At 62.1% G+C, this 17,113-nt stretch carries 13 protein-coding genes; 7 read left to right on the forward strand and 6 right to left on the reverse strand.

The window, feature by feature from the left end:
- Nucleotides 1-149 precede the first annotated feature (149 nt).
- Complete coding sequence (locus ACTJLB_RS16125) at nucleotides 150-2,591, forward strand: glycogen/starch/alpha-glucan phosphorylase (RefSeq protein WP_440784010.1); 2,442 nt, start codon at nucleotides 150-152, stop codon at nucleotides 2,589-2,591.
- On the forward strand, nucleotides 2,578-4,668 hold the full coding sequence (gene glgX / locus ACTJLB_RS16130; protein WP_440783838.1) for a glycogen debranching protein GlgX: 2,091 nt from the start codon (nucleotides 2,578-2,580) through the stop codon (nucleotides 4,666-4,668). The genes ACTJLB_RS16125 and glgX overlap by 14 nt, the downstream gene beginning before the upstream one ends.
- 102 nt (nucleotides 4,669-4,770) lie before the next feature.
- Here the strand turns inward: glgX and ptsG are convergent, their stop codons facing one another.
- Complete coding sequence (gene ptsG / locus ACTJLB_RS16135; protein WP_440783839.1) at nucleotides 4,771-6,561, reverse strand: PTS glucose transporter subunit IIBC; 1,791 nt, start codon at nucleotides 6,559-6,561, stop codon at nucleotides 4,771-4,773.
- 22 nt (nucleotides 6,562-6,583) lie between these two features.
- The gene (gene ptsP / locus ACTJLB_RS16140) at nucleotides 6,584-9,139 is read right to left on the reverse strand and encodes a phosphoenolpyruvate--protein phosphotransferase (protein ID WP_440783840.1); all 2,556 of its coding nucleotides are present in this window, start codon (nucleotides 9,137-9,139) and stop codon (nucleotides 6,584-6,586) included.
- Nucleotides 9,140-9,572: 433 nt separating this feature from the next.
- Between ptsP and ACTJLB_RS16145 the strand changes: the two genes are divergently transcribed.
- The 3 genes from ACTJLB_RS16145 to ACTJLB_RS16155 all read left to right on the forward strand — a co-directional run bounded on the left by ACTJLB_RS16145 (nucleotide 9,573) and on the right by ACTJLB_RS16155 (nucleotide 13,304).
- Nucleotides 9,573-11,165 carry an aspartate:alanine exchanger family transporter gene (locus ACTJLB_RS16145; RefSeq protein ID WP_204522025.1) on the forward strand — a complete coding sequence of 531 codons (1,593 nt, stop codon included), beginning with the start codon at nucleotides 9,573-9,575 and terminating at the stop codon, nucleotides 11,163-11,165.
- 63 nt (nucleotides 11,166-11,228) lie between these two features.
- Nucleotides 11,229-12,224 carry a 2-hydroxyacid dehydrogenase gene (locus ACTJLB_RS16150; protein WP_020066885.1) on the forward strand — a complete coding sequence of 332 codons (996 nt, stop codon included), beginning with the start codon at nucleotides 11,229-11,231 and terminating at the stop codon, nucleotides 12,222-12,224.
- 144 nt (nucleotides 12,225-12,368) lie between these two features.
- Complete coding sequence (locus ACTJLB_RS16155) at nucleotides 12,369-13,304, forward strand: DUF2950 domain-containing protein (RefSeq protein ID WP_440783841.1); 936 nt, start codon at nucleotides 12,369-12,371, stop codon at nucleotides 13,302-13,304.
- A gap of 83 nt (nucleotides 13,305-13,387) precedes the next feature.
- Here the strand turns inward: ACTJLB_RS16155 and ACTJLB_RS16160 are convergent, their stop codons facing one another.
- From ACTJLB_RS16160 to ACTJLB_RS16175, 4 genes are all read right to left on the reverse strand, one after another.
- Nucleotides 13,388-13,711: a hypothetical protein gene (locus tag ACTJLB_RS16160; protein ID WP_088174049.1), complete on the reverse strand. Its 324-nt coding sequence runs from the start codon at nucleotides 13,709-13,711 to the stop codon at nucleotides 13,388-13,390.
- Nucleotides 13,712-13,867: 156 nt separating this feature from the next.
- On the reverse strand, nucleotides 13,868-14,071 hold the full coding sequence (locus tag ACTJLB_RS16165) for a CsbD family protein (RefSeq protein WP_020066882.1): 204 nt from the start codon (nucleotides 14,069-14,071) through the stop codon (nucleotides 13,868-13,870).
- Between the two features lie 83 nt (nucleotides 14,072-14,154).
- Nucleotides 14,155-14,391, reverse strand: coding sequence for a hypothetical protein (locus tag ACTJLB_RS16170; protein WP_440783842.1), 237 nt, complete (start codon nucleotides 14,389-14,391; stop codon nucleotides 14,155-14,157).
- Nucleotides 14,392-14,396: 5 nt separating this feature from the next.
- The gene (locus tag ACTJLB_RS16175; RefSeq protein ID WP_164701842.1) at nucleotides 14,397-14,573 is read right to left on the reverse strand and encodes a hypothetical protein; all 177 of its coding nucleotides are present in this window, start codon (nucleotides 14,571-14,573) and stop codon (nucleotides 14,397-14,399) included.
- Between the two features lie 220 nt (nucleotides 14,574-14,793).
- Between ACTJLB_RS16175 and ACTJLB_RS16180 the strand changes: the two genes are divergently transcribed.
- Together ACTJLB_RS16180 and ACTJLB_RS16185 are read left to right on the forward strand one after the other, a co-directional pair.
- Nucleotides 14,794-15,189: a hypothetical protein gene (locus ACTJLB_RS16180; protein ID WP_087752055.1), complete on the forward strand. Its 396-nt coding sequence runs from the start codon at nucleotides 14,794-14,796 to the stop codon at nucleotides 15,187-15,189.
- A gap of 61 nt (nucleotides 15,190-15,250) precedes the next feature.
- Entirely contained in the window at nucleotides 15,251-16,459 is a 1,209-nt protein-coding gene (locus ACTJLB_RS16185) for an MFS transporter (RefSeq protein WP_440783843.1), read from the forward strand.
- Nucleotides 16,460-17,113 lie beyond the last annotated feature (654 nt).

Raw genomic sequence — 17,113 nt, forward strand, 5'->3', positions numbered from 1 at the left:
CGACTTCGCGATACGAGCGTGCCACACAGAAATGGGCATTGGAAAAGGGAAAGACCATGACCGCCGACTCGACCGCCGCCCCGAGCACCGACTCGGGCACCAACGCGACCGCCAGCACGTTCCACAGTGCCGGACCGGCACGATCAGGAATGGATGCCAACGCGCTGCAACGCGACATCGTCGACAACCTCATCTGTCTGCAGGCACGTTATCCGGCCATTGCGACCCCGCACGACTGGTACATGGCACTGGCGTACAGCGTGCGAGACCGTATGCTGGAACGCTGGGTGGCGACTGTGCAAACTCATGCCGCGCGTGAGGTAAGGCTCGCCTGCTATCTGTCCGCCGAATTTCTGATCGGGCCGCAACTCGGCAATAACCTGGTCAGCCTCGGCATCGAGGCCAACGCGCGCGCCGCCATGCAGGCGCTTGGTCAGGACTTCGACTCGATACTCGCGCAGGAGGAAGAACCGGGGCTCGGCAACGGCGGACTCGGCCGGCTCGCAGCCTGTTACCTGGACTCGCTCGCCGCGCTTGAAATCCCCGCGATCGGGTACGGCATCCGCTATGAGTTCGGCATCTTCGATCAGGAGATCCGCGATGCCTGGCAGGTGGAAGTGACCGACAAGTGGCTGCAAATGGGCAATCCGTGGGAGGTCGTGCGTCCGGACGTGGCATTTTATGTGGCCTTCGGCGGCCACACCGAGAGCACGACTGACGCGCAGGGCCGGCTTCAAGTTCGCTGGGTCGCGGCGAACAAGGTCAAGGGCGTGGCCTACGATATTCCGGTGGCAGGCTTCCACGTCAACACATGCAACACGTTGAGGCTTTGGAAAAGCGAGGCGGTGGAGTCGTTCGATCTTCAGGACTTCAACGCCGGAGACTATTACCAGGCCGTGCAGGACAAGGTGATCTCCGAGACGCTCTCGAAGGTGCTTTATCCAAACGACGAGCCGGAAGCCGGCAAGCGGTTGCGCCTCGCACAACAGTATTTCTTCGTTTCGTGCTCGCTACAGGACATGCTGCGGCTGCTCGATCTCAAGGGCGAGCCGACAGAGCGCTTCGCCGACATGTTCGTGGCGCAACTCAACGACACGCATCCGTCCATTGCTGTTGCCGAGTTGATGCGTCTGCTGGTCGACGAACGGCAAGTGCCTTGGGACGAGGCCTGGGACATCACCCGGCGCTCGCTGGCCTATACCAACCATACGCTGCTGCCGGAGGCACTCGAGACCTGGGGCCTGCCGCTGTTTCGAAACCTGTTGCCGCGGCTGCTGGAAATCATCTACGAAATCAACCGCCGTTTTATCGACGAAGTCCGGCAACGCTATGGCGGCGACGAGGCGCGCGTGGCGCGCATGTCGCTGATCGACGAGCGGGGCGACAAGCGGGTGCGCATGGCGCACCTGGCGACTGTGGGCAGTCATGCCGTGAACGGAGTCGCCGCGCTGCATTCCGCGCTCCTGAAGCAGACCGTGATGCGGGGTTTTGCCGAGATGTGGCCCGAACGTTTTTTCAATGTCACGAACGGCGTCACGCCACGCCGCTTCATGCTGCTGTGCAATCCGCAGCTTGCGCGGCTGCTGGATGAAACAGTGGGGAAGGACTGGATCACCGACCCCACTCAACTTCGCGGCCTCGAAGCGCATGCCGACGATGCTGCGTTCCAGGAGCGGTGGCGCCGCGTCAAACTATCGAACAAAGAAGCTCTCACCGCGCGAATCCACAGCGCGACGGGCATCGTGGTCGACCCAGGCGCGTTGTTCGACATTCAGGTCAAGCGGATCCATGAATACAAGCGCCAGCATCTGAATGCGCTATTCATCATCGGGCTTTATCAACGCCTTCGTAACAATCCTCAATTGACGCTTGCACCACGCTGCTTTGTGTTTGGCGGAAAGGCTGCGCCGGGCTATGCGATGGCCAAGCTGATCATCCGCCTGATCAATGGCGTGGCAGAAGTGGTCAACAACGACCCGCTCGTGAACGATCGATTGAAAGTCGTGTTCTTTCCCGACTTCAACGTGAAGAACGCACATTTCATCTACCCGGCAGCGGACCTGTCCGAGCAGATTTCGACGGCCGGCAAGGAGGCGTCGGGCACCGGCAACATGAAGTTCATGATGAACGGCGCGTTGACAATTGGAACGCTGGATGGCGCCAACGTCGAGATCCGCGAACAGGTCGGCGAGGAAAACTTTTTTCTTTTCGGTTTGAGCGCGGATCAGGTCGAGCAGGTCAAGCGCGACGGCTATCGCCCTGGCGACTATGCGAACGGCAACGCCGAACTGCGGGAAGTGCTGAAGCTGATCGCCGACGGGCAATTCTCGCGCGGTGATCGCGAGATGTTCCGGCCGCTGGTCGAGAGTCTGCTGCAATTCGATCCGTTCCTCGTGCTAGCCGACTACGCCGACTACGTTGCGTGCCAGGAGCGCGTGAGCGCCGCCTGGCAGGACGTGCGGCACTGGACCCACATGTCGATCCTCAACACCGCACGCGCCGGCAAGTTCTCGTCGGATCGTGCGATCAGTGAGTACTGTAGTCAGATCTGGAACATCCGTCCGGTGAGAATCGACCTTGAGCAACGCTGAGCGTGGCCCGGCGCCGGGCTATCCGGTAGGACCAGGATCGCGATTCCCGCCAGGGGCGACAGTGGTGCCCGAAGGCGTCAACTTTTGTATTTTCGGCCGTCATGCCACGCAAGTCGAACTTCTGCTGTACGCGGCCCCGGACAGCCCTGAACCCTTTCAGGTCATCACGCTCTCGTCCGAGCGCAATCGCACTTTTTTCTACTGGCACGTTCTGGTGTTGGACCTGCCGATACGCACCTGCTACACATGGCGTGTTGACGGGGTGCAGGACACGGAACACACGGGCAGGGCTTTCTACCCACACACGGAACTTCTCGATCCTCACGCCCGTGCCGTAAGCGATGACTTGTGGAAGCGAACGAGCGCCTCGGCGATACTCGAGACAGGCCACGCTTCGTACCGCGCCATCGTGACCCAGCCTGTACCCGCTGACGCTACGCCAGTCGCCTCCGGGCTGGACGGCGCTGTCATTTATGAGTTGCACGTTGGTGGCTTCACCAGCCATCCGTCGAGCAATGTGACGCATCCCGGAACCTTTGCCGGGTTGATCGAAAAAATACCTTACCTTACGCAGCTGGGCGTGACCCATGTCGAGCTTCTCCCGGTCATGGCCTTCGACGCGCAGGACGTTCCGCCGGCGGCCGCAGCCAGAGGGCTCTGCAACTACTGGGGCTACAGTACGCATAGCTTCTACAGCCCGCATCCGCGCTATTGCGTCGATCCCGCAAGCGCTCCGCAGGAGTTCCGCGCGCTCACGGACGCGATGCACGCCGCCGGTATTGGCGTGTTGCTCGACGTGGTCTTCAACCATACGGCGGAGGCGGGCGCATCCGGGCCCGTCATCAATTTCAAAGGCCTTGCCAACGACATTTTCTATCACCTGGACGCCGGCGACCGGCGCCGCTACCGGGACTACACCGGCTGCGGGAACACCGTCAATTGCAACCATCCTTTGGTAACTGCGTTCATTGTTCGATGCCTCGAATACTGGGTGCAGGAGCTCGGCGTGGACGGCTTCCGGTTCGATCTGGCGAGCGTGTTCGCACGTGATCAGCATGGCGATCTCCTTAGCGACCCGCCATTGCCCTGGGCGATCGAGTCTTCCCGGATACTTTCGCGCGTGCCGCTGATCGCCGAAGCGTGGGACGCCGGCGGTCTCTATCAGGTCGGCGCATTCCCCGGCATGGCGTGGGCGGAATGGAACGGGCGTTATCGGGATGTGATCCGCCGTTTCGTGCGCGGCGATCCTGGCATGTGCGGCGAGGTTGCCACGTGCATCGCAGGAAGTGCCGATCTGTATGCCGACGATGGCAGACTGCCCGCGAACAGCATCAATTTCATTACTTGCCACGACGGCTTCACGCTCAACGATCTCGTGAGCTACAACGCGAAGCACAACGAGGTCAACGGCGAGGAAAACCGCGACGGTAGCAATGACAATCTGTCGTGGAACTGCGGTGCTGAAGGCGAGACGGACGACGCTGGCGTTCGTCGCCTGCGTAGCCAGCAGGCGCGTAACCTGATGGCCATTCTGTTTCTGAGCCAGGGCGTGCCCATGATCCTCGCAGGCGACGAACTTCTGCGCAGCCAGCGCGGCAACAACAACGGCTATAGCCAGAACAATGTGCTTTCCTGGATCGACTGGCGCTCGATAGAAGCCGAGTCGGGCATGCTGCGCTTCGTGCGTGAACTGATTGCGCTGCGCAAGCGCCACGCGAGTCTGCGCCGCCGGCGCTTTATCACTGGCAGACCGTCGTCCGGCCACGCCGACCCTGACGTTGCCTGGCACGGCGAACGCCTTAACGAGCCACACTGGCATGATCCGGGAGTCCGGTTGCTGGCCTTCACTCTGGGCGGCGAAGCGTCCGGGGAGTCCGCGTTGCACGTCATGCTGAACATGGGCGACTGCGCGCGCCGGTTTGACCTTCCTGTGCTTGACGGGCGACGCTGGTGCCGGATCATCGATACGGCACAGGAGAGTCCGAACGACATCGTCTCCACCCTGCAACACGCCGCTATCGAGTCGGAAACGTGTTGCGTCGACGCACGCAGCGTCGTGGTGCTCGAAGCGATCTGAGCGGATTTAATGTCGCCACTGTGTCGACCCGCGAAGGCTGATCTCTCCGAGACGGCATAAAACCGATGCGGGCGACCACATGCTATCCGTTGCTCGCGAGCTTTATCGCATCGCGCCTGCCAGGTTTGGCGCGTCGAGGCCGACAATCAGATCGAACTCGCCGTTGGTCAGCGTTTGCGTCGCGGGAACGCCGGCCGCTTTCAGTGCGGCGGTGTCGAGTTGTGAGGCGTCGCGCAACCCGACACGCAGCCGCGTTGCCGCCAGCGCGTCGAGTTTCCGGATATTGGCGACGCCACCCAACGCTGCGCGGATTTTTTCAACACGCTCCGCCTGTTGCGTCGTGCTGTGCGCCGAAGCCTGGGCGCTCCCGATCGCGGTCGCAGTCGGCGCGGCGGCCTCCGCGACAGCCGTTCCGTCTGCTGCGAGATCGGCCTCGCTGCCGGCTGTCTTCAGGTATTCGTGCATGTCGGTCTTCATGTTTTCGGACAATGGCCCGAAGATCGCCTGAACCCCGTTGCCGACCCGCACGACGCCCGCGGCGCCGAGCGCCTTGAGTTTGCCTTCATTGACGAGCGCGGGGTTCTTCACCGAGATGCGCAGACGCGTGATGCAGGCGTCCAGGCTGTCGATGTTGGAACGGCCGCCGAAGGCGAGCACCAGCTCGCGCGAACGCCCGCCGACGCCAGCGGTGCTTACCTTCGCGGTTTCGACGGTGTCGTCCTCGCGGCCTGGCGTCTTGAGATCGAAGCGGGTAATCACGAAACGAAAAACGCCGTAGTAGATCACCGCGTAGATCGGCCCGAGAATAAAGACGTACCACGCGTGAGTCGACTTGTTGCCGATCAGGTTGAACATCAGAAAGTCGATGCCGCCCTGCGAAAAGGTGAAGCCCATGCGCATGCCGAGCGTGTTGGCCACGAACTGCGCCGAGGCCGCGAGACATGCATGGATAAGGTAGAGCACCGGGGCGACGAACAAAAACGCGAACTCGATTGGCTCGGTGATGCCGGTGAGGAACGAGGTCAATGCGGCCGAGACCATCATGCCGCCAACGGCGACCTTATTCTCCGGCTTGGCGCAGTGCCAGATTGCGATCGCCGCGGCCGGCAGGCCGAACATCTTGAACAGGAACGCGCCCGCCAGGATGCCCGCAGTGCGATCGCCCGCAAAGAACCGGGTGATGTCTCCGTGAACCACCTTGCCGGTCGTGGGATCGAGGAAGCTGCCTGCCTCGAAGAAGAACGGCACGTTCCAGATGTGATGCAGGCCGAACGGAATCAGCAGACGCTCGACAAAGCCGTAGACGGTTGCCGCAGTGCGCGGGTCGGACACCGCCGCCCATTGTGAAAAGGCCTTGATCGCGCTGCCGATAGGCGGCCACACGACGGACAGGATTGCACCGAGCACGATCGAACCGATTGCGGTCACGATAGGCACGAAGCGCTTGCCGGCGAAAAATCCCAGGTAGGCCGGGAGCGCGATTCTGTAGTAGCGGTTGAACATCCAGGCCGCGAGGCCGCCTGCGAGGATGCCGCCGAACACACCGGTCTGAATCGACGGAATGCCCATGATCATGTCGGGCTCGATGCCTTCCACCTTGGCGATCACGCCGAGCGTAGCCGTCATGACGAGATACCCGATCGTTGCGGCGATGCCCGAGACGCCGTCGTTTTCGGTAAAGCCTAGCGCCACGCCGATTGCGAAGATCAGCGGCAGATTGGCAAAAATCACGTCGCCCGCGTTCTTCATCAGAGCGAGCACGATGGCCGGCACGTAACCGTGGAAATCGGTCGCGCCGAGGCCGAGCAACAGGCCGGCCACGGGGAGCACGGCGACCGGCAGCATCAATGACTTGCCGACTTTCTGCAACACTCCGAACGCATGTTTGAACACGGCCGGTCTCCTGTTGAACTGCTTATTCGGCGAACGGAGCGAGGAGGGCGCGGACCTCCGCGGCGGTGCCGAGTCGCACTACTTCTGCGGCGAGCTGACGCGCCTGGGCCATCGTCAGCCGGGCGAGCTGTGCCTTGATTGAACCGACGGCGGGAACGCTGACCGAAAGCTCGTCGACACCGAGACCTACGAGCACCGGCACAGCGATCGCATCCGATGCGATGCCGCCGCACACGCCGACCCATTTGCCGTGCTTATGCGCGCCTTCGACCGTCATGCCGATCAGGCGCAATACCGCCGGGTGAAGCGCATCGGCCTGCCTGGCGAGCTTTGGATGCCCGCGGTCCATCGCGAGCGTGTATTGCGTCAGATCGTTCGTGCCGATCGAGAAGAAGTCGACTTCGCGCGCGAGCGGCTCGGCGATCAACGCGGCGGCCGGCACTTCGATCATCACGCCGACCTTGATGCTGTTCGCGCGGTCGCCGGCTTCTTCCAGCAGGATCTTTTTTGCTGCGAGCACTTCCTCGATCGCGGCAACCATCGGGAACATCACATGCAGATTGCCGATTGGAGAGGCGCGCAGAATCGCTCGCAACTGCGTGCGAAAAATGTCTGGGCGATCGAGGCTCACACGCACGCCACGCAGGCCGAGGAACGGGTTGTCCTCCTTCGGCAGCGGCATGTAGGAGAGCGGCTTGTCTCCACCCGCGTCGAGCGTGCGAATCACGAGCGGACGTTCGCGGCCGAGCGCTTCGGCAACGGCGCAGTACTCGCTGGCCTGTTCATCTTCGGACGGTGCGGTGTCGCGATCGTCGAACAGGAATTCCGAGCGCAACAGGCCCACACCTTCGGCACCGGCCGCAACCGCATCGCGCGCTTCCTTTGCGTTGCGGATGTTCGCGACGACTTCGACGCGGTGACCGTCGGCCGTCATGGCGAGCTTGCTCGCAGCGAGCTTCTCTTCTTCGCGTTTTTCGGCCTGACGGCTAATGCGCTCACGTGCCTTTTCGACTTCGCCGGCGCTCGGGTTGCGCCTCAAGCTGCCATGCGAACCGTCCAGCACCACGAGCGTACCGTCGGCGAGTTGCAGCGCATCTTCGTCGATGCCGCAGATCGCTGGAATGCCGAGCGAGCGCGCGAGAATCGCGACGTGGCTCGTGGCGCCGCCCGTCGTCGTGCAGAAACCGAGTACTTTGGTTCGATCGAGTGAAGCGGTGTCGGACGGTGAGAGTTCCTCGGCGATCAGGATCGAGTCGGCGGGTACGTCGATCTGCGCCTGCTGCATGCCTGCCAGCAGCGCAAGCACACGCCGGCCGACATCGCGGACGTCGCCCGCGCGCTCGCGTAGCAGCGGATTGTCGAGCTTTTCGAGTGTCGCTGCCTGCTGCTCGAAGGCGGCGCGCCACGCGAAGCCCGCGCTTTTGCCTTCGCTGATGCTGCCGATCGCCATGCCGTTGAGATCGGGGTCTTCGAGTAATTCCAGGTGCGCGTCGAGAATCTGCGCCTTCGACGGATCGGTGAGTTTCGCTTTAAGCGCCTCGATGTTCTGACGCGCTTCGTGGTGGGCTGCTTCGAGCCGCACGCGTTCGCGCTGCGGCGATTCGCCGGTTTCCTTGACGTCGATGACCTGCTGGCGGAACTGCACGATTTTGCCGACTGCGAGGCCGGGGGAAGCCGATACGCCAGTGAGTTCGTTGACATCGGCAGGCTGCGCGCGTTTGACGACAGCCGGCTCGCCAGACGATCCACTCGTGGGCGCGAGACTCGTTGGAGGAAAGGCGGGTGCGTCGGCGGGTTTTTCGCCCGAACCTTCGGCGAGCAGACGCGCAAGCACGCTAGCGGCTTCTCCCGCGTCAGGACCGGTGGCCTGGATGCGTACCCTGTCGCCGAACTTTGTCGCGAGCCCCATGACGGACACGATCGACTTGGCGTTCGCGCTGTTGCTACCGTGCAGCAGGCGGATCTCGGACTCGTACTTCTTCGCCGCGCCGACGAAGACCGCGGCGGGTCTCGCGTGCATGCCCGCGGGATTCGGCAGCGTGACCTCGTCGGAGACGATCGCGCCGGTCGTGCGGGCGGTCTGATCTTTGGCTGTATCGTCGGCGAGCTCTACTGTCAGTGCGACGTCGCCGGCTGCGGTAACGAGGCCTTTCGCGGGCACGTAGCGCGTCACGCGGTCGCCGTTTGCGATCACCATCTGGGTCAGCAGGCTGGCCGCTTTGGCGCCGACGTAGACCGGATCGAACCGGATCAGCGGCTGGCCCGTCGCGACCGTGTCGCCTTCCTTGACGAGCGGGGTGAAACCTTCGCCGCGCAGCAATACAGTGTCGAGCCCGATGTGAAGCAGCACTTCAAGTCCGCTCGCGCCCGTAATCGTGACGGCATGGCTGGAACTATGCAGTTGCGTGACCTTGCCGGGAAGCGGCGATAGCAATTCCTGCGACGTCGGATCGATCGATATGCCGTCGCCGACCATCTTCTGTGCGAAGACCGGATCGGGCACGGTTTCGAGCGGCACCATGACGCCCGAAAGAGGCGCGACCAACTCGATGCGTAGTGGACGCTGAAGAGCTTTCATCGGCGCGACTCCGTTTGACGCCCGGCTGAAACGTGCTGCTTCGAGCGGCGCGAACTCGTCTGGAGAGCGCCGTGAACTGCCCCGATGACCTGGGCCGTAGGGTATTCCGCCGCGGACCTGCGTACCGGGCGCCGTTGCGGCGTCCAGCGGCGCTGACGTCAAGCCGTGAGCGATATCAGGATTGTGACACTGCCACAGCTAGCCTACAGGTGCCGCTGCGTGCGCGACATCGGTCGATGGTCCTATTGTCTTCACGATTGGATTGAACATAAATTTGTAGATGCGCCTTCGGGCTGCACATTCCAACAATCGAAAAGCCTTCGATCGCAGCCGGAATGCCCCGACGAGCGCGAGGCTGGTGGCGGGATCGTGTCCCGGAGGCGCGGGGCTCATTCGCTGCTGCGTCTTCGCTCCAAGGCAAAAAGGAAACGCCATGGATACGGTCAGGACGTTGCTCGAAACGCAGCCGCTCTTCGTGCTGTTTCTCACGGTCGCTTTGGGATACGTGGTCGGTGAGATCAGCATTAAAGGAGTGTCGCTCGGCTCGGGCGCAGTGCTGTTCGTCGGCCTGGCGATCGGCGGCTTCGCACCGAAGTCCGCACCGCCCGCGTTGCTCGGCACATTCGGGCTTCTGCTGTTCCTCTACGGTATTGGTATCCAGTATGGCGATCAGTTCTTCAAGGGACTGACGAGTCCGGACGGCCTCAAGGCCAACGCCGCCGCCGCGCTCGGCGTGATCGTCTCGGGACTGGTCGCGGTAGCGTTCGTACCGCTCTTCGGCGTGAAACTCGACGAATCGCTCGGCATGTTCGCCGGTGCCGGCACCAGCACGGCGAGCCTGCAGGCCGCGATCGCCGCTGTGAAAAGCGACGGGCCGGCAGTGGGCTACAGCGTCGCGTATCCGTTCGGTGTTGCCGGGCCGATTCTCTTCCTGTATGCCCTTAGTGCATTGCTTAAACCGAACATCGTGCGCCCGCCGCCCCCGCTCATCGAAACTGCCGAGATCGCTCTGCGCAATCCTGCATTTATCGGGTTGAACATGGCGCAGCTGGTGGCGCGTATGCCGACCGGGCTGGCGATCGCGGCCGTGCGTCGCGAGCACCGCAACCGCCCGGCCGCCGACGACCTCGTTCTGCGTGCCGACGACGTGCTGCTCGCGACCTCCACCGACCCGGCCGTGCTGCATGAGGCCACGACACTTTTCGGCGAACTGCAGCCGGGCCGTATGACGAGTCACCGCGAAGACCTAGACTACGCGCGTGTGTTCGCGTCGAGCCGGCTCGTGGTCGGGCGCATGCTGCGCGACATCCGCTTTCCCGAGGGCGTCGTCTGCACTATTGCGCACGTGCGCCGGGGCGACGCCGACCTGATGCCGAACCCGGACCTCATCCTCGAATATGGCGACCGCGTCGGTCTGCTGCTCGATCGCGCCCAGATCAAGGCGGTTCGTGCGTTCTTCGGCGACTCCATCAAGGGTACTGCCGAACTGAGCTTCATCTCGATCGGTGCCGGTGCGGCGCTCGGCCTGCTGGCGGGTGCGATTCCACTATCCATTCCAGGCATCGGCAAGCTCGCGCTCGGGCTGGCGGCAGTGCTGCTGGTGGCACTCGTGCTCGGCAGGGTGCGGCGCTTCGGACCTTTCGTCTGGACGATGCCGCTCTCGGCCAATCTCGTGCTGCGCAACCTTGGCCTGACCATCTTTCTCGCGCAGGTAGGCATCGCTTCGGGGCCGAAATTCTTCGCGACCATCGGCGTAACCGGCGTGTCGTTTCTGCTCTATGGCGTGACCATCCTGCTCGCGCTCGTCGTCGTGACGGCGGCGGTCTGCCTGTGGATCTTCAGGCTGCCATTCGACATGACGGTGGGCGTCTTATGCGGCGCGACGGGCAATCCCGCGATCCTCGCCTTTGCGAATCGCATTGCGCCGACCGACCGCCCGGACGTCGGCTACGCGATGATTTTCCCGTCGATGACCATCGCAAAGATTCTGTTCGTGCAGGTTGCCGCGGCGCTCGCCAGTGGATAGCGCGATCACCAGCCGTAACGATCGCACCCGGCACTCCTGATTCAATTTGCCACGGAGATCATCATGGACATAGCCGTCTTCAGCGCCAAGCCTTACGACCGCGAGTATCTGAATGCCGCGAACGCGGGGCATCATCATCGTCTCCAGTATTTCGATGTCCCGCTCGACATCGAGACGGTCAGCCTCGCCGCGAACCATGGCGCCGTGTGTATCTTCGTCAACGATCATGCGGATGCCGCCGTGCTGCAGGCGCTCGTGCACGGCGGCACGAAGCTCGTCGCGCTGCGCTGCACCGGCTTTAACAACGTCGACCTGAAAGCAGCGCAGGACCTCGGGATCAAGGTAGTGCGAGTAGTGAACTATTCGCCGAACGCGGTCGCTGAGCATGCGGTCGCGTTGCTGATGGCGATCAACCGCAAGATCCAGCGTGCCTATAACCGCACGCGCGACTTCAACTTTTCTCTCGACGGCCTGATGGGCTTCGACCTGAACGGCAAGGTGGTGGCCGTGATCGGTACCGGCAAGATCGGGCGCGTGTTCACGAAGATCATGCTGGGCTTCGGCTGCAGCGTGATCGGCTACGACAAGTTCCCATCGGCGGAATTCGAGGCGCTGGGCGCGCGCTATGCGCGGCCAAAGGAAATCGGCGAGAGTGCGGACATCATTTCGCTGCATTGTCCGCTCACTCCGGAGACGTACCACATCATCGACGCCAGCACGCTCGCGCGCGCGAAGCGAGGCGCGCTTCTGATCAACACGAGCCGAGGCGCGCTTATCGACACCGAAGCGGTCATCGATGCGCTGAAGAGCGGGCAACTGGGCGGTCTCGCGATCGACGTGTACGAGCAGGAGGCGGACCTTTTCTTCCGTGACCTGTCGGGCACCATCATCACCGACGACGTGCTCCAGCGGCTCGTCACCTTCCCGAACGTGATCGTCACGGGCCATCAGGCGTTTCTCACGCGCGAAGCGGTGACAACCATCTGCGAGACGACCCTGCAAAGCGTCACGGAGTTCGAGACGGGCAAGCCGCTTTCAAACGAAATCAGCGCGAGTTGAACGCAGCGCGCTGCGCAGCGGTCAGTCCGTGCGAGTTCGTAAGCGTGTTCTGTTAGCCGGTACTTTCATCGTTTCGCCATAGATGTGGCCAAAGTAGTTTCGACATCAGGCATGCGCGGCGGGCGGCGCTGAGGAGCAGGAACCATGAAACTCTATTCACACGTTCTCCGGAAGTGGCTGACTGCCATCTTTACCAACCTTGCAATCACGGCGATTTTTGCGTTGGCAATCTCGCCTGCGGCTCATGCGCAGCAGAACTTCGCTACTCCGGAGGCCGCAATGAATGCCTTTGGTGACGCAATTGTTAAAGACCGCGAGGACGCATTGCGCACCATCTTGGGCAAGGACTTTCGTAATCTGATTCCGCCCGTTGGCGCGCAGGTGCGGGATGCGTTTCTCACGATGTGGTCGAAGTCGCATGCGATCAAGCCGATCGATAAGCGGCACGCCGAGATCGCGGTAGGCGACGATGGCTGGACGCTCCCGATCCCACTCGTGAAGACCGACCGGGGATGGCACTTCGACACGCGCGCTGGCGCCGAAGAGATGCGGGAACGACGCATCGGCCGCAACGAACTGGCAGTCATTCAGACGATGCTCGCAATCTACGATGCACAACGCGAATACGCGCAGACTAATCACGACGGCGAGGGCGTGCTCGCCTACGCGTCGAAGATGGTGAGCTCGCCAGGCAAACACGACGGTCTGTACTGGCCGACGGGACCGGACGACCCACCAAGTCCACTCGGCGATGCGTTCGTTAATGCAAGCGCGCGCAACACCCAGAACGCCGGTTATCACGGGTATCACTACAAGCTGCTCTATTCACAGGGACCGCATGCGCCTGGCGGCGCCTATGACTACGTTGTCGACGGCAAGCTGTTCGGCGGTTTCGCCATCATCGCCTGGCCGGTGCGTTACGGAGATACGGGTATCAAGACTTTCATGGTGAGTCATGCCGGGCAGATCTATGAGCGTGATCTTGGCCCGCAGACCGCCGCGAAAGCCGAGGCAACGAAGTCGTTCGATCCGGGTCCAGGCTGGAAGAAGGTGAGCGCTCGGGATAGCGGCCTACCTTGACCATGGTGCTGTGCGCGTAGCGGCACCATGGTTAAGTAGTCGATGACTGCCGCGCGCTTTTTATAGGCTGATGCCAGGTTCGCCTACGCTTGCGTTGAGCGCACAGCCACCCCATATGTGCTGACGATCCGCGCATCCTGCTCAGCGGCGGAAAACAGCTCCCACTCCAATCCGTTCACATCGACGCTGCTTGAATACGCGTTGGCGGTATCGTCTTCGAATCCGACGTGCCGCAGTTGACCCGCTTGCTCCGGTTTCTCGTTGATCGAGAAGTTGAGCAGATCGGTTCGCCACATCGCGTATTTGCCGGGCACGACGGCATCGGGCGATTGTCCGAGCCGGCGGCTGTAGTCGACAATCGATTCGTCGAGGCTCGCAACAGCGAGTGCGATGTGAAAACGCTTCATGATGGGCTCCCGCGATGGTTATCCGTTTTGACGGTCCGCCCATCGTAGCGATTGCGCACGAGCGCAACTAGGCAAGCGATTATGCTGGTATGTACGTTCCCCGGTTACGCTCGCAGGCCGGTTCGGATCGCCCGCCGCCGAAGCGCGTCAATGCAGTCAGAGATTCGACGGGTTGCCCGGATCCGTCTTGCCTTTTTCGGCGTTTTCACGCTGATCGCCGAGATCCTTGCGGTTTTCGCCTTCGGTGATTTGCGCTTCACCTTTGAGCTTCCTGTCTTCGTTGCCGGTGATAGAGCCGATGCCCTTGTTGATCATGCCTTTCAGTTCTTCCTTGATGCCTTCGGTCTTGTCGTTTGCCATGAGTGCCTCCAGAGTTAAGCGGGTTTTCGCGCGATGCCGCCATCGCGTGCGTGTTGCGACTGCGCAATCGCATGCCGAGGCGCTTACGGACGGCGCTTCTTCCACGCATAGTCGGCGGGCGGATCGGCGACGCCCGGCCGACCCACCGAGTTCGGGTTTTCCGAGCAAAGGGTAACGAAACACACCGGCTCGCCGCAGGACTGACGGCGCCGCAACGTCTCGGTAAATGACAGCGCCTCAGCCATCGCGCCGGCGGCAAAGGATACGGCGCGCGGCACGATGGCGTCGTCTATCGCTTCCGACCAATAGACCATGTACACCGGGTTCACGGAGCAGGTGACTGGCTACCGGGCACACCGACGCCCGGTATGTCTCGCACGGGCTGCTGATCCGGCTGGACGTCGGTTTCGGGAAGCGCCTCCGGTGTGCGCGCGGGCGGCGTGCCGCGGCCAATTTCGGACTGTTGCGGATCGGGTTTTTGGGGCGTGGGTGTTTCGGTCATGGGCGGCTCCTTCTGCGTTGCTTTCGGTGGATCGAGTATCGTGTTCGCAGCATCCTGTGTGCCAACGAGTCGCGAGCGTTGCGCACGCCCGTCCAGCATCGTGTGGCCGAGCAGCTTCCCGCATTGCTGCACGCTGAATGCACAGCCGCAGGCTTCCCGGCAGTCCGGCCCCAGGTACCTTTACAATTCAACACTTCGATCCGACAAACGTGAATGCGCGATGAGATACCACTTTGCATTGATCCTTGCTGCGGCCGTTGCGAGTACTGCCGTGAACGCTCAAACAGCCGCGAACGGCGAGACGGGCGCACTGCAATGTGCGATCGGAAAAGTGACCGGCGTGGGCGGGTCGGAACAGAGCGTTCGTGAATATCTCGCGACGCCCGATCGGGACAAATATCGCTACATTGCCGACAACCCGATTCAATGCCGCATTTCCGACGAGGGCCGGGCGTCCGCATGTACCGGCATCACCACGCTTAAGCGCGAACAGGTCAGCGTGTACGATCAGATCGACAGCACGATGATCACCGTGGTCGCGCGCGTCGAGCTGGATCACGGCACGTATCCGGTACTTATCGCCGTGCCGAGAAAAGACGTGCAGTGTCAGGAGTAAATGTTCTGGCCCGGCCGGCTTCGTGCGCTGTCCTGAGAGCAATTGCAAAGGTAACCCGTCCATGCAAGCCAGAATCCGGATCAGCGTCCTCTCGAGCATTCCACGAAGCGTCTGGGTACTCGGCTGTGTGAGCCTTTGCATGGATATCTCGTCGGAGATCGTCCATAGCCTTTTGCCGATGTTCCTGACAGTGAGCCTCGGTGCGAGCGCCGCGACCATCGGCTTGATAGAAGGCATTGCCGAAGCGACCGCGCCGATAGTGAAGGTGTTTTCGGGCGCGCTGAGCGACTACCTCGGGAACCGTAAGTGGCTCGCGGTGGCCGGTTATGCATTGGGCGCGTTGAGCAAGCCGCTCTTTGCGATCGCGCCGACCGTCGGCGTGGTGGTGAGCGCGCGCGTCATCGACAGAGTCGGCAAGGGGATTCGCGGCGCGCCGCGCGACGCGCTCGTGGCGGACGTCACACCTGTCCACCTCAGAGGCGCCGCGTTCGGCTTGCGTCAGTCGCTCGATACCATTGGCGCGGTGCTGGGCCCGTTGTTCGCGGTGATCATCATGTCGGTGTGGGCCGATAACTTCCGGCTAGCCTTCTGGCTTGCCGTCATTCCTGGTGTGCTGGCGGTCGCACTGTTGATGGTCGGCATCCACGAGCCGGCGCGTGAAGCGGGCGCGAAGCGCGTCAATCCTGTGCGGCTGGAGAATCTGAAGAAGCTGGGCGCGCGCTACTGGTGGGTCGTCGCCATTGGCGCTGTGTTTGCGCTCGCCCGCTTCAGCGAAGCATTCCTCGTTTTGCGTGCAATGGGCAGTGGCGTACCCATCGCTCTGGTTCCGCTCGTCATGGTGACCATGAATATCGTGTATTCGCTGTCGGCGTATCCGTTCGGCAAACTTGCGGACACGATGAGTCACAAGCAGCTGCTGATCGCGGGCGTCGTCGTGCTGATCGCCTCGGACCTCGTGCTTGCACACGGCAGCCACTGGAGCATCGTGCTGCTCGGTGTCGCATTGTGGGGCTTGCACATGGGCATGACGCAGGGGCTGCTCGCGACCATGGTTTCTCACACCGCGCCGGCGCAATTACGCGGCACTGCGTTTGGCTTTTTCAACCTGCTGGGCGGTGTCGTCACGCTGCTTTCGAGCGTCATTGCCGGTGAGCTGTGGGACAAGATCGGGGCTACGGCTACCTTTTATGCAGGCGCTGTTTTCTGCGTGGCGACAATCGCGCTCCTGGTTGCCGGCAAGGCGCCCGACACCCGCGCAACGTCGCACTGACAAACAAACAGTTTGCAAAGACCGCAGCTATCCTTTGAGTTCCGCGAGGAGGCGCGCCAGGCGGGCGATGCGGTTCCGGTACATGGGTGCTTGCGGACTCGTCTTCAAATGCTCGACGCGGTCGCGCCAATAGGTCGGTGAAAAAGGCTCCTGGGACGCCCATGCGATCACGCGCTCGAGATGAACAAGCTCGCTTTCGAAAATGTGGTGGTGCATCTTTGAACCCCCGTGGATGGCCAGTCTTCTCTCGTCACGGCGCCGTTGAAATCTGGCGCTGCGTAAGGCTGCTCAAGCAGCTTGTTTTCCGCGACTCGTTACAACAAGGTTAGCCGTCGCGGCCCTTTCCCGAAGGGAAGGCAACGACGGCCGGACCCATCCCGCGGCGGATCTTCGGTGCATAGCCCAAGATTTTCCGCTCTTTAGTGCCGCGCAATGCGAACTGCTTCTCTGCGGAAGCATGGTCGCCATCTTTCTACGCGTCACCGCTACAACAGCACAGCCCTCTCTCAGTCTGCTACCAACGGCTGGCTACCGTTGGCATTGATCGGCGTTGCACGTATTAGTTCGTTTAACTAAACGACTGCTTGCCATAATGAATCGAGATTACTCGATCCGCGGTGTCAGCCGTCCCGCAACGGACGCAACAACGCGGCA

The organism is Paraburkholderia sp. 22098 (assembly GCF_052045935.1).
Classification (GTDB): Bacteria; Pseudomonadota; Gammaproteobacteria; order Burkholderiales; family Burkholderiaceae; genus Paraburkholderia; species Paraburkholderia caledonica.